At 66.2% G+C, this 21,124-nt stretch carries 21 protein-coding genes; 17 read left to right on the top strand and 4 right to left on the bottom strand.

The genetic code is table 11. From position 1 onward, the window contains the following. The first annotated feature begins 45 nt into the window (after window positions 1-45). The 6 genes from ADBZ9O_RS22600 (at window position 46) to ADBZ9O_RS22575 (ending at window position 6,808) form a co-directional block, all read left to right on the top strand. A complete protein-coding gene (locus ADBZ9O_RS22600) occupies window positions 46-366 on the top strand; it encodes a DUF448 domain-containing protein (protein WP_526525143.1) in 321 nt (106 codons plus the stop codon). 74 nt (window positions 367-440) lie between these two features. Beyond that, a complete protein-coding gene (infB, locus tag ADBZ9O_RS22595; protein WP_526525142.1) occupies window positions 441-3,338 on the top strand; it encodes a translation initiation factor IF-2 in 2,898 nt (965 codons plus the stop codon). 36 nt (window positions 3,339-3,374) lie between these two features. Continuing rightward, window positions 3,375-3,890: a 30S ribosome-binding factor RbfA gene (rbfA, locus tag ADBZ9O_RS22590; RefSeq protein ID WP_526525141.1), complete on the top strand. Its 516-nt coding sequence runs from the start codon at window positions 3,375-3,377 to the stop codon at window positions 3,888-3,890. After that, window positions 3,865-4,875 (top strand): DHH family phosphoesterase, encoded by a 1,011-nt coding sequence (locus ADBZ9O_RS22585; protein ID WP_526525140.1) that lies wholly within the window; start codon window positions 3,865-3,867, stop codon window positions 4,873-4,875. Before rbfA ends, ADBZ9O_RS22585 begins: the two co-directional genes overlap by 26 nt. Before the next feature lie 16 nt (window positions 4,876-4,891). Continuing rightward, a complete protein-coding gene (locus tag ADBZ9O_RS22580; RefSeq protein WP_526533392.1) occupies window positions 4,892-6,211 on the top strand; it encodes an MATE family efflux transporter in 1,320 nt (439 codons plus the stop codon). A gap of 33 nt (window positions 6,212-6,244) precedes the next feature. Next, window positions 6,245-6,808: a class I SAM-dependent methyltransferase gene (locus ADBZ9O_RS22575; protein ID WP_526525139.1), complete on the top strand. Its 564-nt coding sequence runs from the start codon at window positions 6,245-6,247 to the stop codon at window positions 6,806-6,808. Window positions 6,809-6,813: 5 nt separating this feature from the next. Here ADBZ9O_RS22575 and ADBZ9O_RS22570 read toward each other — a convergent pair whose 3' ends face one another. After that, entirely contained in the window at window positions 6,814-7,569 is a 756-nt protein-coding gene (locus ADBZ9O_RS22570; protein WP_526525138.1) for an enoyl-CoA hydratase, read from the bottom strand. Between the two features lie 22 nt (window positions 7,570-7,591). Between ADBZ9O_RS22570 and ADBZ9O_RS22565 the strand changes: the two genes are divergently transcribed. Both ADBZ9O_RS22565 and ADBZ9O_RS22560 read left to right on the top strand, forming a co-directional pair. Then, a complete protein-coding gene (locus ADBZ9O_RS22565) occupies window positions 7,592-7,858 on the top strand; it encodes a DUF2277 domain-containing protein (RefSeq protein WP_526525137.1) in 267 nt (88 codons plus the stop codon). Continuing rightward, window positions 7,855-8,400 carry a DUF1802 family protein gene (locus tag ADBZ9O_RS22560; RefSeq protein WP_526525136.1) on the top strand — a complete coding sequence of 182 codons (546 nt, stop codon included), beginning with the start codon at window positions 7,855-7,857 and terminating at the stop codon, window positions 8,398-8,400. The genes ADBZ9O_RS22565 and ADBZ9O_RS22560 overlap by 4 nt, the downstream gene beginning before the upstream one ends. On the opposite strand, the gene ADBZ9O_RS22555 is transcribed toward ADBZ9O_RS22560, so the two are convergent. Together ADBZ9O_RS22555 and ADBZ9O_RS22550 are read right to left on the bottom strand one after the other, a co-directional pair. Next, complete coding sequence (locus ADBZ9O_RS22555) at window positions 8,385-9,995, bottom strand: CocE/NonD family hydrolase (protein ID WP_526533390.1); 1,611 nt, start codon at window positions 9,993-9,995, stop codon at window positions 8,385-8,387. The two genes, ADBZ9O_RS22560 and ADBZ9O_RS22555, sit on opposite strands and share 16 nt — an antisense overlap. Window positions 9,996-10,080: 85 nt before the next feature. Beyond that, the gene (locus ADBZ9O_RS22550) at window positions 10,081-10,674 is read right to left on the bottom strand and encodes a DUF3558 domain-containing protein (protein WP_526525135.1); all 594 of its coding nucleotides are present in this window, start codon (window positions 10,672-10,674) and stop codon (window positions 10,081-10,083) included. 105 nt (window positions 10,675-10,779) lie between these two features. Between ADBZ9O_RS22550 and pptH the strand changes: the two genes are divergently transcribed. Genes pptH through truB form a run of 3 tightly spaced genes read left to right on the top strand, consistent with a single transcriptional unit; the run spans window position 10,780 to window position 13,291 of the window. Further along, window positions 10,780-11,742, top strand: a complete 963-nt coding sequence (pptH, locus tag ADBZ9O_RS22545) for an ACP phosphodiesterase PptH (protein WP_526525134.1) — start codon at window positions 10,780-10,782, stop codon at window positions 11,740-11,742. Continuing rightward, entirely contained in the window at window positions 11,739-12,401 is a 663-nt protein-coding gene (pptT, locus tag ADBZ9O_RS22540) for a 4'-phosphopantetheinyl transferase PptT (RefSeq protein WP_526525133.1), read from the top strand. Before pptH ends, pptT begins: the two co-directional genes overlap by 4 nt. A 47-nt stretch (window positions 12,402-12,448) precedes the next feature. Beyond that, window positions 12,449-13,291 carry a tRNA pseudouridine(55) synthase TruB gene (gene truB / locus ADBZ9O_RS22535; RefSeq protein ID WP_526533388.1) on the top strand — a complete coding sequence of 281 codons (843 nt, stop codon included), beginning with the start codon at window positions 12,449-12,451 and terminating at the stop codon, window positions 13,289-13,291. A gap of 127 nt (window positions 13,292-13,418) precedes the next feature. On the opposite strand, the gene mntR is transcribed toward truB, so the two are convergent. Further along, the gene (gene mntR / locus ADBZ9O_RS22530; protein WP_526525132.1) at window positions 13,419-14,135 is read right to left on the bottom strand and encodes a manganese-binding transcriptional regulator MntR; all 717 of its coding nucleotides are present in this window, start codon (window positions 14,133-14,135) and stop codon (window positions 13,419-13,421) included. A gap of 80 nt (window positions 14,136-14,215) precedes the next feature. Between mntR and ADBZ9O_RS22525 the strand changes: the two genes are divergently transcribed. From ADBZ9O_RS22525 to ADBZ9O_RS22500, 6 genes are all read left to right on the top strand, one after another. Next, window positions 14,216-15,190 carry a bifunctional riboflavin kinase/FAD synthetase gene (locus ADBZ9O_RS22525; protein WP_526525131.1) on the top strand — a complete coding sequence of 325 codons (975 nt, stop codon included), beginning with the start codon at window positions 14,216-14,218 and terminating at the stop codon, window positions 15,188-15,190. 144 nt (window positions 15,191-15,334) lie between these two features. Further along, entirely contained in the window at window positions 15,335-15,604 is a 270-nt protein-coding gene (gene rpsO, locus ADBZ9O_RS22520) for a 30S ribosomal protein S15 (protein WP_526525130.1), read from the top strand. A 28-nt stretch (window positions 15,605-15,632) separates the two neighbouring features. Further along, window positions 15,633-16,151, top strand: coding sequence for an LppU family putative lipoprotein (gene lppU / locus ADBZ9O_RS22515; protein WP_526525129.1), 519 nt, complete (start codon window positions 15,633-15,635; stop codon window positions 16,149-16,151). A gap of 298 nt (window positions 16,152-16,449) precedes the next feature. Further along, window positions 16,450-18,741 (top strand): polyribonucleotide nucleotidyltransferase, encoded by a 2,292-nt coding sequence (locus ADBZ9O_RS22510; RefSeq protein ID WP_526525128.1) that lies wholly within the window; start codon window positions 16,450-16,452, stop codon window positions 18,739-18,741. Window positions 18,742-18,763: 22 nt separating this feature from the next. Beyond that, on the top strand, window positions 18,764-20,065 hold the full coding sequence (locus ADBZ9O_RS22505) for a M16 family metallopeptidase (RefSeq protein WP_526525127.1): 1,302 nt from the start codon (window positions 18,764-18,766) through the stop codon (window positions 20,063-20,065). Between the two features lie 5 nt (window positions 20,066-20,070). Then, window positions 20,071-21,099: a nitronate monooxygenase gene (locus tag ADBZ9O_RS22500; RefSeq protein ID WP_526525126.1), complete on the top strand. Its 1,029-nt coding sequence runs from the start codon at window positions 20,071-20,073 to the stop codon at window positions 21,097-21,099. Window positions 21,100-21,124: the final 25 nt, after the last annotated feature.

Raw genomic sequence — 21,124 nt, 5'->3', positions numbered from 1 at the left:
CGGCGGGTGGTTCTGCACGACCGTTCGGTGACGGTAGACTGAGCCGTGATCCAGCGCGAGGGTCCGGTACGCACATGTGTGGGATGCCGGAAACGAGAACTGGCCGTCGAATTGCTTCGTGTGGTGGCGGTGTCGGACGGGAACGGCGGATATGCCGTGATCGTTGACACAGCCGGTAATCTTCCGGGGCGGGGTGCGTGGTTGCATCCCGAGCCGCAGTGCCTGCACACCGCGAACCGGCGGCGCGCCCTCACCCGGGCGCTGCGAATCACCGCTTCACCGGACACCTCCGCGGTGGCCGAGCACTGGAAAGCGTTCGACCATCCGGCAACAGAAGAGGTAGCGAAGAACATGAGCACACCGTGAAGTTCGAATGACCATGCGTCATAGCTAAACCCGAGGCGCGGCCTACTGCTGTCGCCTCCTAGACAGGAGTTGTAGTGGCAGGCAAGGCCCGCGTGCACGAGTTGGCTAAAGAACTCGGTGTCACCAGCAAGGAAGTACTCGCCCGGCTGAGCGAACAAGGCGAATTCGTCAAATCAGCATCGTCAACCGTCGAAGCGCCCGTCGCTCGCCGGTTGCGTGAAGCCCTCGGCGGCGGTAAGCCCGCAGCCGCAGCTGGCGCCCCGAAGGGCAATGGATCCACAGGAAACGGCGCTGCTGCGCCTGCTGCCCCCGCCGCTAAGCCTGCGGCCCCGGCACCTGCGGCCACCGCCAGTCCCGCAGCACCCGCTGCCCCCGCCTCGACCGGCCCCAAGCCGGGTGTCCCGGTGAAAGCGGCAGCGCCCGCTCCCGCGCCGGCACCGCCCGCGCCCACCCCGGCTCCGGCTCCGGCCCCCGCGCCGGCAGCACCGCGACCGGCAGCCCCGGCTGCGCCTGCAGCAGCAGCCGCTGCGGCACCGGCACCTGCGGCTCCTGCCGCACCTGCCGCGCCCGCCCCAGGCGGTACCCGGCCCCCCGGGCCCACCCCAGGTGGCCCCCGGCCCGGCCCGCGCACGCCGAAGGTCGGCAACAACCCGTTCTCGTCGGCCCAGCCGGTCGAACGTCCGGCTCCTCGCCCGCCCGCAGGTGCGCCTCCGCGTCCCGGCGGTGCGCCAGGACCCCGCCCCGGTGGCGGTCCTCGACCCGGCGGAGCGTCGCCGGGCAACATGCCCCCTCGTCCTATGGGTTCCACCAGTGCACGTCCCGGTGGCGGACCCCGCCCAGGCGGCGGACCTCGTCCCGGTGGCGGCCCCCGTCCCGGTGGTGCCGGTGGCGGTGCGCGTCCCGGTGGTGCCGGTGGTGGCGGCGGCGGTAACTACCGCGGCGGCGGCGCCGGTGGCCCCGGCGGTGGCGGTGCCCCAGGTGGCGCGGCTGCTGGTGGTTTCCGCGGTCGCCCAGGTGGCGGCGGTGGCGGCGGTCGTCCCGGCCAGCGCGGTGGTGCGGCAGGTGCGTTCGGTCGCCCCGGTGGTGCGGTTCGTCGTGGACGCAAGTCCAAGCGGGCGAAACGCGCCGAATACGAAAGCATGCAGGCGCCGGTCGTCGGTGGCGTGCGGTTGCCGCAGGGCAACGGCGAGACCATCCGGTTGGCCCGCGGTGCGTCCCTGGTGGACTTCGCCGACAAGATCGACGCCAACCCGGCATCGCTGGTCCAGGCGCTGTTCAACCTCGGCGAGATGGTGACCGCCACCCAGTCCGTGGGTGACGAGACCCTGGAACTGCTCGGCAGCGAGATGAACTACATCGTGCAGGTCGTCTCCCCGGAGGACGAGGATCGCGAGCTGCTGTCTTCCTTCGACCTCACCTACGGCGAGGACGAGGGCGGCGAGGACGATCTGGAATTCCGTCCGCCGGTCGTCACCGTCATGGGCCACGTCGACCACGGCAAGACCCGCCTGTTGGACACCATCCGTAATGCCACCGTTCGTGAGGGCGAGGCCGGCGGTATCACCCAGCACATCGGTGCCTACCAGGTCCTCACCGAGCTGGAAGGTAACGAGCGACTGGTCACCTTCATCGACACTCCCGGTCACGAGGCGTTCACCGCCATGCGTGCCCGTGGTGCCAAGGCCACCGATATCGCGATCCTGGTGGTCGCCGCCGACGACGGCGTCATGCCGCAGACGGTGGAGGCCATCAACCACGCTCAGGCGGCCGACGTGCCGATCGTCGTGGCGGTCAACAAGATCGACAAGGAAGGTGCGGATCCTCAGCGGATCCGGTCGCAGCTCACCGAATACGGCCTGGTGGCCGAGGAGTTCGGTGGCGACACCATGTTCGTCGACATCTCCGCCAAGAACGGCACGAATATCGACGCCCTGCTCGAAGCGGTGCTGCTGACCGCCGATGCCTCCCTGGATCTGCGGGCCAACCCCGATATGGAAGCCCAGGGTGTGGCGATCGAGGCGCACCTGGACCGCGGTCGCGGCCCGGTGGCCACCGTGCTCATCGCACGCGGCACGCTGCGGGTCGGCGACTCGATCGTGGCCGGCGACGCTTACGGGCGTGTCCGGCGGATGGTCGACGAGCACGGCGAGGACGTCCACGAGGCGTTGCCGTCGCGGCCGGTCCAGGTCATCGGCTTCACGTCGGTACCGGGCGCTGGTGACAACCTGCTGGTGGTCGACGAAGACCGCATCGCCCGTCAGATCGCCGATCGTCGTAGTGCACGCAAGCGCAACGCGTTGGCTGCCCGTACCCGTAAGCGCATCAGCCTGGACGATCTGGATGCCGCGCTGAAGGAAACGTCGCAGCTCAACCTGATCCTCAAGGGCGACAACTCCGGCACCGTCGAGGCGCTGGAGGAAGCCCTGCTGGGCATCGACATCGGCGACGAGGTCGAACTGCGCGTCATCGACCGTGGCGTCGGTGGGGTCACCGAGACCAACGTCAACCTGGCGTCGGCCTCGAATGCCATCATCATCGGCTTCAACGTTCGCGCGGAGGGCAAAGCCACCGAGCTGGCCAACCGCGAGGGTGTCGACATCCGCTACTACTCGGTGATCTATCAGGCCATCGACGAGATCCAGGCTGCGCTCAAGGGCATGCTCAAGCCGGTCTACGAGGAGAAGGAACTCGGCCGCGCCGAGATCCGGGCGATCTTCCGGTCGTCCAAGGTCGGCAACATCGCCGGCTGCCTCGTCACCTCGGGCCTTATCCGACGCAACGCCAAGGCGCGTCTGCTGCGCGATAACGTCGTGGTGGCCGAGACCGTCACCATCTCCTCGCTCAAACGGGAGAAGGACGACGCCACCGAGGTTCGCGACGGCTACGAGTGTGGTCTTACCTTGACGTACAACGACATCAAGGAGGGCGACGTCATCGAGGCGTACGAGCTCGTTGAAAAAGCACGTACGTAATGGTGGGCGACGAGCGCTTGCGCGAGGAGCATCGTAATGGTTGATGTTGGACGCGCGCGGAGGCTCTCCAAGCGCATCGGCACCATCGTCGCGTCGGCGATCGAGTTCGAGATCAAAGATCCCCCGTTGGCCTTCGTGACCATCACGGACACGAAGGTGACGGGCGACCTTCACGACGCCACCGTGTTCTACACGGTGCGCGGCGTGACCCTCGACGACGAGCCGGACTACGCCGGTGCAGCCGCCGCCCTGGAACGGGCCAAAGGCACACTGCGCACCCGGGTCGGAGCAGGCACGGGTGTGCGGTTCACCCCGACGCTGTCGTTCTCGCTGGACAAGGTGCCGGAAACTTCGGCCCATATGGAGGAGCTGCTGGCCCGCGCGGCGGCGGCGGATGCCGAACTCGCCCGGGTTCGGGAGGGCGCCAAGCCGGCCGGTGACCCAGACCCGTACCGTGTGAGTGGGGTGGAAGAGACAGCCGGGGGGGCTGACGACGACACTGACGAGTGGGACGCTGAGGAAACCGGTGACCGCGATCGAAAAGAAGACTGACACTGTCACGACTGGACGCCGGGTAGGCGCCGAGCAGGCAGTCGAAGTGCTGATTGCTGCGCAAAGCGTTGCTGTGGTCTGTCATGTCTTCCCCGACGCGGATACGATCGGTGCCGGGCTGGCCCTGGCTCAGGTCTTGGAACGCTCGGGTAAAGCGGTAGCGGTCAGTTTCGCCGCACCCGCCACCTTGCCGGAGTCGCTGCGGAGCCTGCCGGGCGGTCACCTGCTGGTGGCGCCCGACGAGGTCAGCACCGATACCGATCTGGTGGTGACAGTCGACATTCCCAGCGTCAATCGACTCGGGGCGCTGGGCCAACTGGTGCGTCCGCGCGATGACAGTGACATTGAAGTCCTTGTCATCGACCACCACGCCTCCAATCAACTGTTCGGTACCGCCAACTACGTCGATCCGTCCGCGGATTCGACTACCCTGCTGATCGCCGAACTGCTCGACGCGTGGGATAAGCCGATCGATGCCGCGATCGGCCACTGTCTGTACGCCGGGTTGACGACGGACACCGGATCGTTCCGGTGGGCCAGTCCCCGCGCCCACCGACTGGCAGCGCGCCTGGTCGAACTGGGCGTCGATAACGCGGCGATCAGTCGCACCCTGCTGGACACCCATCCGTTCGCCTGGCTGCCAATGCTGTCGCGCGTGTTGTCGTCGGCGAAGTTGCTCCCTGACGCGGCCGGTGGTCGCGGACTGGTGTATGCCTTCGTCGGGTACCAGGAGTGGGCGGATGCCAGGCCAGAAGAAGTAGAGAGCATCGTTGATATCGTCCGGACCACCCAGCAGGCCGAAGTCGCCGCGGTGTTCAAGGAGATCGAACCAGAGCACTGGTCGGTGTCCATGCGGGCCAAGACAATTGATCTGGCCGCCGTGGCGATGGCATTCGGTGGTGGCGGGCATCGGCTCGCCGCCGGATACTCGGCGACCGGATCAGCCGAGGACGTGGTCGAGGCCCTGAGTTCTGCCCTTGGCTGACGACGTCAGCGGCACCTTGGCAGACGGGCCCGCGGTACCAGGCGGGCGGCGGATCGCCGGGCTGGCGCTGCCCGCGTTGGGTGTACTGGCCGCCGAACCCCTCTATCTGCTGTTCGACCTCGCCGTTGTGGGTCGCCTCGGCGCGCTGCCCCTGGCCGGACTGGCGATCGGCGGTCTGGTACTCGGGATGGTCGCCTCCCAGCTGACCTTCCTGTCCTACGGGACCACGGCCCGCTCGGCCCGCTACTTCGGCGCCGGCGACCGGCCCGCCGCCGTCGGTGAGGGGGTACAGGCGACCTGGCTGGCGATCGGGCTGGGCACGGTGATCGCGCTGGTGATCGAAATGGTTGCGCCGCCGCTGGTTTCGCTCATCTCCGGGGATGGGGCGATAGCGCAGGAAGCGTTGCCGTGGCTTCGCATCGCCGTACTCGGTGCCCCGGCCATCCTGATCTCGCTGGCGGGTAACGGGTGGATGAGGGGGGTGCAGGACACCGCGCGGCCGCTGCGCTTCGTGATCGCAGGATTCGCCTTGTCCGCGGTGTTGTGTCCGGCGCTGGTGTACGGCTGGCTCGGTCTGCCACGGCTCGGACTGTCCGGATCCGCGGTGGCGAACCTGGCGGGTCAGTCGTTGGCCGGGCTGCTATTCCTTTCCGCGTTGCTTGCCGAGCGGGTGCCGCTGCGACCGCAGCCCGCACTGTTGCGCGCCCAGGTGGTGATGGGGCGTGATCTGCTGGTGCGCACGCTGGCGTTTCAGGCCTGCTTCGTCTCGGCTGCGGCGGTGGCCGCCCGCTTCGGTGCGGCTGCGGTCGCCGCCCATCAAGTGGTGCTGCAACTGTGGAGTTTCCTTGCCCTGGTGCTCGATTCGTTGGCCATCGCCGCGCAGTCACTGGTCGGTGCAGCTCTGGGGGCCGGGCACATCGCCCATGCCCGCGCCGTCGCATGGCGGGTGACGATCTTCTCCACGATCGCCGCGGCGCTACTGGCGTCGATATTCGCCATCGGCGCCTCGGTGCTGCCGTCGCTGTTCACCGATGACCGTTCGGTGCTCGACGAGATCGGCGTGCCATGGTGGTTCCTGGTGGCGCAACTGCCGATCGCCGGAATCGTCTTCGCGCTCGACGGCGTGCTGCTCGGTGCCGGGGACGCAAAGTTCATGCGCAACGCGACGCTGCTCAGCGCGCTGGTGGGATTCCTGCCGCTGATCTGGTTGTCGCTGGTGTACGGCTGGGGGCTGTTCGGGATCTGGTCGGGCCTGACCACCTTCATGGTGTTGCGTCTGGTATGCGTTGGCTGGCGGGCACTTTCCGGCCGCTGGCTGGTGGCTGGCACCGCCTAGGCGCGGTGTGCGCCCGCTCGTAAGCTGCTGGGCATGAACGAGGCTCATGAAATGTGCGGCAGCGACGAGTGGCGGCAGATGATCCGCGACGTCATTCTTCCGTGGGCGCTCGGCGAGGTCAGCCTCGGCGATGACGTGCTTGAGGTCGGCCCGGGCTACGGCGCCACCACCGACGTGCTGAGCACGCTGACCCCGCAGCTGACCGCGGTGGAGATCGACGCAGACCTCGCGGGCATGCTGCGGGAGCGTTTCGGCGACACGCGGTCGGTGCAGATCGTCGACGGCGATGCCACCAACCTGCACTACCCAGACGAAAAGTTCACTGGTGCAGCATGTTTCACTATGCTGCACCATGTCCCGACGTCTGCGTTGCAGGACCAATTATTCGCGGAGGTGGCCCGGGTATTGCAGCCGGGTGCGGCACTGGTGGCCAGCGACAGCCTCGGCAGCGAGGCGCTGGCCGGAATGCACGAAGGGGACACCTACCACCCCGTCGACCCCGGTTCGCTGCCTGCACGGCTGGCCGCAGCAGGGTTCACCGGCGTCGAGGTGAAGATCAACGAATTCGGCTGGGCGGTGGTGGCCCGCAAGGGCTGAGCGCGCTAACGCACCTGCGCCCGGCCGCGGTCCAAGACGGCGTCGCGGTTGGCGGCGATATCGTCACCGCTGGTGCTGCGCATCCACTGGCGCGCCGATTCGGCCTCCATCCACAGCGACGCATCAATCTGCGCGCCGTCGATACGGTGATACGAATCCAGCAGGGCCCGTACCGCTTTCTGGTTGTTGCCGACGATCGAGGTGGCGACGGCCCGCGCGGCGGACAACAGCTGCTCGTGGGGCACGACCTCGGTGACCAGACCGGCCCGCAGGGCATCTTCGGCGGAGAGGTAATCACCGGTCAGGCTCATCCGTCGGGACAGTCCGACGCCGACCTTCTGCGGCAGTCGCACCGACAGCCCCCACGTCGGCAGCAGTCCCACCCGGGCATGAGTGTCGGCGAAGCGGGCATGTTCGGAGGCCACCAGGATGTCGCAGTACAGCGCGATCTCCAGACCGCCTGTGACGGCGGCACCGTTGATGGCGCCGATCACCGGCTTTTGCATGGCTGGCCATTTGGGCGAAATATCGGGTAGTTCGGTGGTGTCACCGAGTTCTTTGAGGTCAAGGCCTGCGCAGAACACCGGGTCAGCACCGGTAAGGATGACCACGTCGACGGCGTCATCGGCTTCGGCGTCGGCCAGTGCGGCGAACAACGCCTTACGCAGCGCCAGGGAAAGGGCATTCCGCGACTGCGGTCGGTTCAGCGTCAGCGTGCGGATCCGGTCCGAGGTTTCGATCGTCAGGATGTCGTTGGTCATGGAGTCAACCTATCGTGGACGCATGTGCCGAAACATCACCGAGTTGCGCGGGCTCGAACCTGCCGCCACGGCTGAGGAGATCGAGGCCGCAGCCAGGCAGTACATCCGCAAGGTCAGCGGTATCGCCAGGCCTTCGGACGCCAACGTGGATGCCTTCGAGACCGCGGTCGCCGAGGTCGCGGCCACCACCACCCGACTGCTGGCCGGCCTTCCGCAGCGCAGGCAGCCGCCCAAGACGATTCCGCCGCTGCGCAGGCCAGAGGTACGCGCGCGGATCGCAGCAAGATGACCGCTGCCCTCAAGGAGTGGAGCGCCGCGGTGCATGCGCTCCTTGCCGGGCGCCAAACGGTATTGCTGCGCAAGGGTGGGATTCACGAGAAGCGCTTCGACGTGGCGGCCCAGGAATTCCTGTTGTTCCCGACCGTCGCGCACAGCCATGCGCAACGGGTCCGCCCCGAACACCGCGATCTTCTGGAACCGGCCGTCGCGGACAGCACCGAGACCCAGATCGTCGTCCGGGCCTGCGCCAAAATCGTTGCTGCAGTTGAGGTTCAACACCCTGACCAGCTCGACGCGATCGCAGATCTGCATATCTGGACGGCTGATTCGGTGCGCGCCGACCGCGTCGATTTCCGACCGAAGCATCGCCTGACGGTTCTTGTGGTGCAGGCCAGCCCACTGGTGGAACCGCTGATCCTGGCCCGGACTCCGGAATTCGCAGGTTGTAAGAGCTGGTTGGCGCTACCGGCCATGCCTGCGGTCGGCCCACCGATACACGACTGCGCCGCCCTGCAGGAGATCGCCGTTGGGGTCCGTCAACTTCTCGGCTGATTGTCGACCGGCAGCACCAGTCGTGAGGTCACCGAGCCTGCACCGAGGGCCACGTTGTGGGTGGCAGTCGCCATCGTCTCCCCGGTGATGGCAGGTTCATCGGTGCCCAGATTTCGGGCGAACCGTGGGTGTGAACCTCCTGCGATGATCACCCTGATCCGCGAACCCGCCCGGAACCGGTAGGCGATGTCATCCAATTCGATCGATACCTGTTCGCCGGACCCGCCTGATCCGGCGAAAAACCTCTGGAAACCGTCGCTGACATTGCGCGAGCGTCCGTTCGCATCGACCTCGCTGAGCCGGACGAACACGTCGTGGTGCGGGTTATCGCAGGTGTGCGCCAGCTCGATCACGGGGGTGCCCAGGACCGTCAGATCCGCACCCAGCGCGGCGCCGGTGAACACGAGGACGTCGGCCCGCTCGGCCAGCGCGGTGTCATCGCGGTACCCACCGGTGGGGGATAGCAGCCTGCCGCCGACGGTCGGAGTGGGATCGGCGGGATCGAAGGTGAAGGTGGCGGCCGTGTCAGAGGCTGCGGGCAGCGTCTCGACCAGGCCACCCGCTGATCCCAGGTACAGCACATGGTCGGAGGTGGCGGCGGGCGGCCAGTCAGGTAGCTCGACCCAGCCGTGGTGGCCGATCTCGACCCGGACGCGGCTGCGTGCCGGTGCCGGCCGCTGCGCCAGATGGGTGTCGAGCCAGGCCAGCGATTCCCGGCCGACCAGGCCAGCCGCACGCGCGGTCATCTGACTGTGGGTCCACGGCCCGACGGTCATGGCGACGGTCGCACCCCGGTCACGTAGCCTCCGGTACTGCGTCAGGGTCTGGTCGAGGAATGTGTCCTGCCAGCCGCTGAGCAGCAGGATCGGAATGTCGGCCCGGTCCAGTGCCGCCGACATCTGCCGCGGCTCCCAGTAGGGGGCGTCGGGACTGGAATGGGCCAGCCACGATTCGTACCAGGTGGCCTTGTCGCCGAGCAGTTTTCGCGCTGCCCCGCCCATCGGCAGCTGATCGGCGACGCCCGCGACGATCTTGCCGGCCTGGAAACCCCTCAGCACTTTGCGGAATCCGTTCGGGTCATCCTGATGGGCCATGGAGTCGCTCCAGCCCAGAAAATCGTTGAGGGCGAAGGCGCCCCGGCCCCAGGTGACCTGGTGGAAATCATGCGGGCCGACGGTGATGACGGCTGCTGCCAGCTCCGGCGGCGGATCGGCCAACAGCGCCCACTGCGTGAAACCGAGATAGGACAGCCCGATCGTCGCGAAGGTGCCGGTGAACCACGGCTGGTCCCGCAACCACGCCGCGGTGTCATGACCGTCGGCGGCTTCGTTGACGATCGGTTCGAATTCGCCGCCAGAGCCCAGTGTTCCACGCACGCTCTGCTGAATCACGTGGTAGCCGCGGGCCGCGTAGATCCCGCCGTACAGCGACGTGAACGGCCATGCGCGGGGATAGGGCGTACGGACCAGCAGGGTGCCCGCCGGATTCGTCGTCTGTGGTGCGTAATGGTCGGCGAGCAGTTCGACACCGTCGCGCATCGGCACCCGTAGGTCGCGGTGCACGCTGAACTCTGTCGTCGGAGCCGGCATCCGCATCACCCGACTGATGGCGCGGCGGGTGGTCTTGTGCAGCACGGTTCCGACGGTCACCCGGCCAGGCTACCGGCGCGCCACAAGTGACTCAGAATTTGTAGAACGGCGAAAGCTGTTGACCCCGCATCAAATTCTCCTGCAGACAGTCAACATTGTTGCCGGAGTACACCGGTGAATAGAACAGCGACTGCTGGATCACGCCGTAGCTCGTCTTGTAGACGATCATGCAGGAAACCCACCAGCGGTTGTTCCAGTCGGTCGGCTTCATCACCCAGAATTGAGCGGCGCGATGACCGTTGACGTCGAGTTCGACGGCATCGGAGGGCAAACTCGTCTCGTAGGTGCGCCAGATGATCGGCTCGACGGCCATCTGGTAGTTGCCGGCGTCGTAGTGGCAGCGTCCGCTGTCTTCCGGCTCGGGTGGGGTGAACCCCAGTCCCAAGCCGTCGGTGACATCCATCGGGATATCGCGGCAGGCGTCGAATGGCGACGGATCGGTCAGGTTGATCACGGGGCTTGTCGGTGTCGACGCATCGGTCATCGGCGCGCCGGTGGAGCGCAGTTGCACGTCGGGAACACTGATTGCCTGCGGTCGCTGGTCACCCTCATTGAGCGTAACCACGGCGACCGCCGCGATCACCGCCATGGTTGCTGCGATGAGCCGCGCCCTGGTGACCGTCATGCGGGGGAGTGTACAAGTCAGCGGAAGCCCCTTACTCAGTAAACAAGAACCTGTTCTAGTTTCGTCTCGTCGTGACCGATTGTTACTTCAGTACGCTTAACCGTCGTGGCCACCCATGAAACTCAGCGCGGTTCGCGGCCCACCCTGTGGGCGGTCAGCGATCTGCACACCGGACACACCGGGAACAAGCCGATCACCGAGTCGCTCTATCCGTCGTCACCCGATGACTGGCTGATCGTCGCGGGGGATGTCGCCGAACGCACCGATGACATCAGATGGTCCTTGGATCTGCTGCGGAAGCGTTTCGCCAAGGTGATCTGGGTGCCCGGCAACCACGAACTGTGGACCACCGCGAAAGACCCTGCGCAAATCTTCGGCCGCTCGCGCTACGACTACCTGGTCAACATGTGCGACGAGATGGGCGTCATCACCCCCGAGCATCCGTTTCCGGTGTGGACCGACGAGGGTGGGCCGGCGACCATCGTGCCGCTGTTTCTGCTGTATGACTACACGTTCCTGCCCGAGGGGGCGACCACCAAGAACGAAGGCTTGGCCATCGCCAGGGAGCGCAATGTCGTCGCCACCGACGAATTCCTGCTCTCCAGTGAGCCGTACGCCACCAAAGAGGCCTGGTGCCGGGATCGATTGGCTTCGACCCGAAAACGGCTGGAGAGCCTGGACTGGATGACGCCAACGGTGTTGGTGAATCACTTCCCGCTGGTGCGTGACCCTTGCGATGTGCTGTTCTACCCCGAGTTCGCGCTGTGGTGCGGCACAGTGGAGACCGCCGACTGGCACACCCGCTACAACGCCATATGTTCGGTCTACGGGCACCTCCACATTCCGCGCACCACCTGGTACGACGGGGTGCGGTTCGAGGAGGTTTCGGTGGGCTATCCACGGGAATGGAAGCGCCGCAAGCCTTATCGCTGGCTGCGTCAGGTGCTGCCCGATCCGCAGTACGCGCCGGGCTACCTCAACGATTTTGGCGGCCATTTCGTCGTCACCCCGGAGATGCGGGCCGAGTCGGAAAAGTTCCAGGCCCGGCTGCGCAGTAGGCGGTCATGAACAGATTGCTCACCGCAGTGTTGCCCGAGTCGGTCTCGGCAGCAGAGATCTACCACGATCCGCCGGATCTGGCGCCGCTGCCCGAGGAAGAACCGTTGATCGCGAAGTCGGTTGCCAAGCGCCGCAACGAATTCATCACCGTGCGCTACTGTGCGCGGTTGGCGCTGGCTGACCTCGGCGTGCCACCCGTTCCGATCCTCAAGGGCGATAAGGGTGAACCGTGCTGGCCGGACGGAGTCGTCGGCAGCCTGACGCACTGCGAGGGTTACCGCGGTGCCGTCGTGGGCAGGCGCACCCAGGTGCGGTCGGTGGGTATCGACGCAGAACCGCACGGTGTGCTGCCCAAGGGCGTGCTCGACGCGATCAGCCTGCCCGCCGAACGTGAGGTGATCAGCAGGTTGCCCGCGGCACTGCACTGGGATCGAATCCTGTTCTGCGCCAAAGAGGCAACGTATAAGGCATGGTTCCCGCTGACGCACCGTTGGCTCGGATTCGAGGATGCCCACATCACGTTTGAGGTGGACGGATCCGGCACGACCGGCAGTTTCCAGTCGAAGATTCTGATCGATCCGGCGGCCGAGCACGGCGCCCCATTGGCGACGCTGGCGGGTCGGTGGTCAACGGCCGACGGCCTGGTGCTGACGGCGATCGTGCTGTGAGTGTGCCCCCCGACGCGGGCATCGTGGTGGTCGACAAGCCCGACGGCATGACCAGCCATGACGTCGTAGGTCGCTGCCGGCGCATCTTCGGTACCCGCAAAGTGGGCCACGCCGGCACGCTCGACCCGATGGCGACCGGGGTGTTGGTGATCGGTATCGAGCGCGCGACCAAGATCCTGGGTCTGATCGCGGGCACCTCGAAAACCTATGCGGCCACCATCCGGCTTGGCCAGTCCACTTCCACTGATGATGCCGAAGGTGAACTGCTCGAACAGGTTTCAGCCGATGATGTCACCGATGAGGCAATCGAAGCCGCGGTCGCAGACCTGCGTGGCGATATCCAGCAGACGCCGTCGACGGTCAGTGCCATCAAAATCGGCGGCAAACGCGCATATCAGCTGGCCCGCGACGGCGAAACCGTCGAGCTGAAGGCCCGCGCGGTGCGCATCGACCGGTTCGACGTCGGTGCGATCCGCCGTGCGAACGGCCTCGTCGATATCGACGTCGTGGTCGATTGTTCGTCGGGCACCTACATCCGCGCGCTGGCCCGCGATATCGGTATCGCCTTGGCGGTGGGCGGGCATCTGACGGCATTGCGGCGCAGCCGAGTTGGGCAGTTCGGTCTCGATCAGGCCCGCACGCTCGATGTTCTCACCGATGCCCCGGCGCTCAGCTACTCCCTTGATGAGGCGTGCCTGCTGGCCTTTCCCCGCCGGGAGATCAGCGCCGAGGACGCGCTGTCCGCAAGCCACGGCAGGGCATTGGCTCCGGGCGGTATCGACGGTATCTATGCGGCGGTCGACCCGGAAGGCCGGGTGATGGCACTGCTGGAGGACGAAAAGTCGCGGACGAAGTCAGTGGTGGTCGTGCGTCCGGCGACGATGCAGTGAGGGACGAGCTGAGGAGGAGAGCGGCGCACCATCGGGCACGTGCGTCCGGCGACGATGCAGTGAGGGACGAGCTGAGGAGGAGAGCGGCGCACCATCGGGCACGTGCGTCCGGCGACGCTCTAGGCGGCTAACCGCAGGGGACGATCCAGATCGCCTGCGCCGCAGGGCTACCCAGCTCGACCGTCCTGGGTTCATCGCCGGCGTGACCGTCGCCGAGGGAAACCGATACGGTGCCCGCGAAATCCCGTCGGGCCAGCACCGTCAGATGCGAATCCAGCGCAATGCCCACATCGTCGAAGTACCGCAACATCTCCGGATCGGAATCGCTGATCCTGGCCACCGCACCGTGGTCGCCGTCACTGCACACCGACAGCTGTTGAGCCGGGGGAGTCGGCACCTGTCCGTCGAGGTCGGGGATCGGGTCGCCGTGCGGATCACGCTGCGGGTAACCCAGCTTGGCGTCGATTCGCTCCATCATCAGATCGGAGACGGCATGCTCGAGCACCTCGGCCTCGTCATGCACCTCGTCCCAGCTGTAGCCGAGCTCGCGAACCAGGTAGGTCTCCAGCAATCGGTGCCTGCGGACGACGGAAATGGCGGCACGCCGGCCGCGTTCGGTGAGTGTGACCGCACCGTATTTCGCGTGGTCGACCAGGCCTTGATCCGCCAGTTTGCGGATCGACTCCGACGCGGTGCTGGCCGAGACGCCGATGCGCTCGGCAAGCATCTTCGTGCTGACCTTTTCCAGGGACCATTCCTGGGCAGTCCAGATGGTTTTCAGGTAGTCCTGTGCCACCGTCGACAGATCGTGTACTCCGACGTCGGGGCCGTCATCAGGACTCACGAACCAAAGTTTAGGCAATCGTCACCTGATCCGGGGATCTCACGCCGCTCGCGGTGCGGCGGCACCGTACGCTGGGCCCCGTGCAGCGGTGGCGGGGGCAGGACGAGATCCCCACGGACTGGGGCAGATGCGTACTCACCATCGGCGTGTTCGACGGTGTGCACCGCGGACATGCCGAATTGATCGCGGGCGCCGTGAAGGCGGGCCGATCACGCGGTATCCCGACGGTTCTGATGACCTTCGACCCGCATCCGATGGAAGTGGTCTTTCCCGGTAGCCACCCCGCACAACTGACCACGCTGACCAGGCGCGCAGAGCTGGCCGAGGAACTCGGCGTCGACGTGTTCCTGGTGATGCCGTTCACCACCGACTTCATGAAGCTGACCCCGGAGCGCTACATCCACGAGCTGCTGGTGGAGAACCTGCACGTCGTCGAGGTGGTGGTCGGGGAGAACTTCACCTTCGGCAAGAAAGCGGCCGGTAACGTGGCGATGCTGCGCAAGGCCGGCGAGAGATTCGGCTTCGCCGTCGAGGCGATGTCGCTGGTCGCCGAACATCACCACTCCGAAACAGTCACGTTCTCCTCGACCTATATCCGCTCCTGTGTCGACGCCGGTGACGTGGTGGCCGCCGCCGAGGCGTTGGGCCGACCGCACCGCGTCGAGGGGGTCGTGGTGCGCGGCGATGGCAGGGGCAAGGTGCTGGGTTTTCCGACGGCCAACGTGGCGCCACCGATGTATTCGGCGATCCCGGCGGACGGGGTCTACGCCGCCTGGTTCACGGTGCTCGGGCACGGGCCGGTGATGGGCACAGTCATCCCCGGTGAGCGCTATCAGGCGGCGGTCTCCGTCGGCACCAATCCGACCTTCTCGGGGCGCACCCGGACAGTGGAGGCCTTTGTCCTCGACACCGCCGCGGACCTGTACGGCCAGCACGTCGCGGTCGATTTCGTTGCGCGGATCCGGGGGCAGGAGAAGTTCGCGAAGATCGAGGACCTGGTGACAGCCATGGAACGCGATACCGAGAAGGCTCGCGGGATTCTGAGCGCGCAGTAGGCCCGGGTCGGGCTGTGATTTCAGCTCGGCGGCCTGCACTGATACCATTTGGTCTCGAAAGACGCGTGCTGCAGTTCGCGGTGGCCGCGTCGGTTTTCTTTGTGGAGAGCCTTTTGTTCGCGGACCGATTGATGGAGTGAATTCGTGGCGCTTACCACCGAGCAGAAAAAAGAGATCCTGACCTCGTACGGTCTGCATGACACCGATACCGGTTCGCCAGAGGCCCAGGTCGCAATGCTGACCAAGCGCATCTCGGATCTGACGGAGCACCTCAAGCTGCACAAGCACGATCACCACTCGCGGCGCGGACTGCTGCTGCTCGTTGGTCGTCGTCGTCGCTTGCTGAAGTACGTCGCACAGGTCGACGTGGCGCGCTACCGCTCGTTGATCGAGCGCCTGGGCCTGCGTCGCTGACCCGACCACCGCTGACCTGAGCACCGCGATGCCCCCGCCCGCGGCGTGGTCTTTCGCCGGTATCGCCGCGGTCGTTGTCTTGGTCCTCGGCGGTGTCACCGGGTGTGCCGGGGTTCTCGGCAGCGCCGGCGCAGCAGATCTTCAAGTGGGTGACTGTCTGAAAGTCGGCGGCACCGTCGACCGGCCGGAGGCGAGCAAGGTGGCCTGCGGTAGCTCGGAGTCCAATTTCAAGGTGGCGGCCGCCGTCACCGACAGCGAGCAGTGTCCCACTGACGTGGATTCGTACTATTCGCAGCGCAGCTCATTCAGCGACACCACATCGGTGGTCTGTATGGACGTCGACTGGGTGGTTGGCAGCTGTATGAGCGTTGATCCCGAGAACGACGCCGACCCGTTCCGGGTGGACTGCAGCGACTCCAGCAAGCCCAATCGGCAACGCGCCACCCAGGTGTTGAAGGGGGTGGCCAGCGTTGATCAATGCGCCAGCGGTCTCGGCTATGCCTACGACGAACGCCAGTTCACGGTGTGCGTCGAAAACGTGGCGTGACCTCCCCTAATGACGGGATTGCCGAACCCTCGGTGTACAGTAGGGCTGTTCTGAGCCGGATCGGCTCGAACGTATTGGTGCGGTTCGAGCATACCTGCGCGGCCGTTCCAGCGCGTCACCCGCATTTCCGGGGAGATGGCCTCATCGTGGGCGGTCTTCGGTAGTGGCTGCCGGGCCCCACCAGGGTGGGTCGGCCGCTTCGATCGACGGCCGTAGCCGCTTTGATGGATCCCTTTGGTTTGCGCGTGACGACGCGAAACAGCTGAAGAGTGAATCTAGAGAGGCATCGCGGACATCTATGTCTGTAGCTGAAATCGACGAAGGCGTGTTCGAATCGACCGCCGTCATTGACAACGGGAGCTTCGGCACCCGCACCATCCGTTTCGAGACCGGCCGGTTGGCCCAGCAGGCCGCTGGAGCCGTCGTCGCCTACCTCGACGACGAGACCATGCTGCTGAGCGCGACCACCGCCAGCAAGACCCCCAAAGATCATTTCGACTTCTTCCCCTTGACGATCGACGTCGAGGAGCGGATGTACGCCGCAGGGCGCATCCCGGGATCGTTCTTCCGCCGTGAAGGCCGCCCCTCCACGGACGCGATCCTGACCTGCCGCCTGATCGACCGGCCGCTGCGCCCGACGTTCGTCTCCGGCCTGCGTAACGAGATCCAGGTCGTCGTCACCGTCCTGAGCCTGGACCCCAAGGATCTGTACGACGTAGTGGCGATCAACGCCGCATCGGCGTCCACCCAGATATCGGGTCTGCCGTTCTCCGGTCCCATCGGCGGCGTCCGCGTCGCGCTCATCTCCACTCCTGAAAACAAAGCAGGCCAGTGGGTTGCGTTCCCCACCGTCGAGCAGCTCGAAGGTGCTGTCTTCGACATGGTCGTCGCCGGCCGCAAGGCGGGCGATGACGTCGCGATCATGATGGTCGAGGCCGAGGCCACCGATAACGTCATCGCGCTGATCGAGGCCGGCGCCGGTGCGCCGACCGAGAGTGTCGTCGCCGAAGGCCTCGAAGCCGCCAAGCCGTTCATCGCCGCATTGTGCGATGCGCAGCAGGCGCTGGCCGACAAGGCTGCCAAGCCCGTCGCCGACTACCCGCTGTTCCCGGATTATCAGGACGACGTCTACTACTCGGTGGCCTCAGTGGCGACCGAGGAGCTGTCCAAGGCCCTGCAGATTTCCGGTAAGGCCGAGCGCGACGACCGCACCAACGAGATCAAGGGCGAGGTGCTCGAGCGTCTCGGCGAGACGTACGCAGGTCGCGAGAAGGAGATCGGCGCCGCTTACCGGTCGCTGACCAAGAAGCTGGTGCGCCAGCGCATCCTGACCGACCACTTCCGCATCGACGGCCGCGGTATCACCGATATCCGCGCGCTGTCCGCTGAGGTGGCCATCATCCCGCGGGCGCACGGCAGCGCGCTGTTCGAGCGCGGCGAGACCCAGATCATGGGTGTCACCACTCTCGACATGGTCAAGATGGCTCAGCAGATCGACTCGCTGGGACCGGAAAAGTCCAAGCGCTACATGCACCACTACAACTTCCCGCCGTATTCGACCGGTGAGACCGGTCGGGTCGGGTCGCCCAAGCGGCGCGAAATCGGCCACGGCGCGCTTGCTGAGCGCGCCCTGATGCCGGTGCTGCCGAGCGTCGAGGAGTTCCCGTACGCCATCCGCCAGGTTTCCGAGGCGCTGAGCTCCAACGGCTCGACGTCGATGGGCTCGGTGTGCGCGTCGACGCTGTCGCTGCTCAACGCCGGTGTGCCGCTGAAGGCGCCGGTCGCGGGCATCGCGATGGGCCTGGTCTCCGATGAGGTAGATGGGGAAACCCGTTACGTCACCCTGACCGACATCCTCGGTGCCGAAGATGCCTTCGGCGACATGGACTTCAAGTGCGCAGGCACGAAGGACTTCGTCACCGCACTGCAGCTCGACACCAAGCTCGACGGCATCCCGTCGAAGGTGCTGGCAGGCGCACTGGCGCAGGCCAAGGACGCCCGGATCACCATCCTCGAGGTGATGGCCGAGGCCATCGACGCCCCCGACGAGATGAGCCCCTACGCTCCACGCGTCACGGCCATCAAGGTGCCCGTCGACAAGATCGGCGAGGTCATCGGGCCCAAGGGCAAGATGATCAACTCGATCACCGAGCAGACCGGCGCCTCGATCTCCATCGAGGACGACGGCACGGTGTTCGTCGGCGCGACCGACGGACTGTCGGCTCAGGCCGCGATCGACATGATCAACGCGATCGCCAACCCGCAGCTGCCCAAGGTCGGCGAGCGGTTCCTCGGCACGGTGGTGAAAACCACTGACTTTGGAGCCTTCGTTTCCTTGCTGCCCGGTCGTGACGGGCTGGTGCACATCAGCAAGCTCGGCCGCGGCAAGCGGATCGCCAAGGTCGAGGACGTCGCCAAGGTCGGCGACAAGCTGCGCGTCGAGATCGCCGATATCGACAACCGCGGCAAGATCTCGCTGATCCTCGTAGCCGAGGATGAGGCAGCCGACGCAGCCGCACCTTCGCCCGAGGCCGCCGAGGGCACGTCGCCCGAGGCAGCCCCAGCCGAGGCCGCGACCGCTGACGCGTAACAACTACACCCGCGGCAGGGCGGTGTCGGCGACGCAGGAGCAATCCGGCGTCCGCCGCACCACCCTGCCGGGGGGTTTACGCATCGTCACCGAGTTCGTTCCATCGGTGCGCTCGGCGTCGGTGGGCGTCTGGGTTGGTGTGGGATCGCGCGACGAAGGCCCGACGGTGGCCGGCGCCGCGCATTTCCTCGAACACCTACTGTTCAAGTCGACGCCGACGCGCAGTGCGGTTGATATCGCGCGGTCTGTCGATGCCGTCGGTGGTGAGCTCAACGCGTTCACCGCCAAAGAGCACACCTGCTATTACGCATACGTGCTCGACAACGATCTGGCGCTGGCCGTCGATCTGGTCGCCGATGTGGTGCTCAACGGGCGCTGCGCCGTCGAGGATGTCGAAGTCGAACGTGATGTAGTCCTCGAAGAGATCGCGATGCGCGATGACGATCCCGAGGACACCCTTGGCGATGTGTTCCTCTCGGCGATGTTCGGCGAACACCCAGTCGGTCGCCCCGTGATCGGCAGCGTCGAATCCATCGAGGCGATGACGCGCACCCAACTGCACTCGTTCCATCAGCGCCGGTACACGCCGGAGCGCATGGTGGTTGCGGTCGCAGGCAACATTGACCACGACGAGGTCGTCGCGCTGGTGCGGGAGCACTTCGGCAAGCGGCTGGTGCGCGGTCTGAAGCCCCAGCGGCCCCGTAAAGGGACCGGCCGCGTCGGCGGCGATCCGGTGCTGGAACTGGTCAATCGCGACGGCGAGCAGACCCACATGCTGCTCGGTGTGCGGGCCCCCGGCCGCCACTGGCAGCACCGTTGGGCGTTGTCGGTGCTCAACTCCGCGCTCGGTGGTGGACTCAGTTCCCGTCTCTTCCAACAGATTCGGGAAGCCCGTGGGCTGGCCTACTCGGTGTACTCGACGATGGACACCTTCTCCGACAGCGGTGCCTTCTCGGTGTACGCCGCGTGTCTGCCCGAGCGTTTCAGTGAGGTCGTCGCGGTGACCACCGATGTGCTGGAGGCGGTGGCGCGCGACGGGATCACCGAGGACGAATGCCGGATCGGCAAGGGTTCGTTGCGGGGTGGTCTGGTGCTCGGGCTTGAAGACTCCGGCTCGCGGATGAACCGCATCGGGCGCAGTGAGCTCAACTACGGCGAACACCGCAGCCTGGAGCGCACACTTGCGCAGATCGACGCGGTCACCCTCGACGAGGTCAACGCTGTCGCACGCAAGTTGCTGACACGGTCCTACGGCGCCGCGGTGCTGGGCCCGTATTCATCGAAACGTAAACTGCCCCAACCCCTTCAGACCATTACGAAGTAGGCCTCATGGCATTCGACCTCCGCGATCTGGCACTTCCCATCGTCGGTGCGCCGATGGCCGGGGGGCCGAGTACGCCGAATTTGGCGGCCGCGGTCAGCAATGCGGGCGGGCTGGGTTTTCTGGCCGCAGGCTATCTGAGCGCCGAACGCTTCGCCGCCGATATCGGCGGGGCCCGTACCGCCACTTCCGGGCCATTGGGCGTCAATCTGTTTGCTCCGGGGCCGAGCCTGGCCGTCGCCGAGGAGTTGGCGCGCTACGGGGCGCAGCTGCAGCCGCTGGCCGAGCATTACGGCGCCGAGTTGGGCCATCCGCACTCCGATGATGACGGCTGGGGCGCGAAGCTGGACGTAGTGGCCGATATCGGGCCCGAGGTGGTGTCCTTCACCTTTGCTTGCCCCGAACCCACAGTCCTGCAACGATTCCGCGAGCTGGGCATCCTGACCCTGGTCACCGTCACCACGCTGACCGAAGCGCAGATTGCCGTCGGCGCCGGGGCGGACGGGCTGATCGCGCAGGGCCCGAAGGCCGGTGGGCATCGCGGTACCTTCGATCCCGGTGTCGACCCTGCCCGTGAGTCATTGCAGGATCTGCTGGCCGCGACGCTGCAGGTTGCTGCTGGCCGTGGGTTGCCTGTCATCGCCGCAGGCGGTCTGGGTAGTGCCGACGATGTCAGTGCCGTCCTGACCCAGGGGGCCGTCGCGGCACAGATCGGCACGGCCCTGCTGCTGGCCGATGAGGCGGGTACCAATGCCGCGCACCGGGCCGCTCTGAACAGTTCTGAATTCACCGACACCGTGATCACCCGGGCATTCTCGGGTCGCTATGCCCGCGGGTTGGAAAACGATTTCACCAGACGCTTCGATGGCATCGCCCCGTTCGGGTACCCCGAGGTGAACCAGATGACATCCCCGATGCGCAAGGCCGCGGTGGCCGCTGGCGATCCGCATGGCACAAACCTCTGGGCGGGAACGGCTTTCAACCTGGCAACGGCTCGGCCGGCCGCGGTGATCGTCAGCGAGCTCGCGGGGCGCTGACATCACCACGGCAGCACCGGCGCTG

Source organism: Mycobacterium sp. (assembly GCF_965229105.1).
In the GTDB taxonomy this organism is placed as follows: Bacteria; Actinomycetota; Actinomycetes; order Mycobacteriales; family Mycobacteriaceae; genus Mycobacterium.
This window is presented reverse-complemented; position numbering and strand designations above follow the sequence as displayed.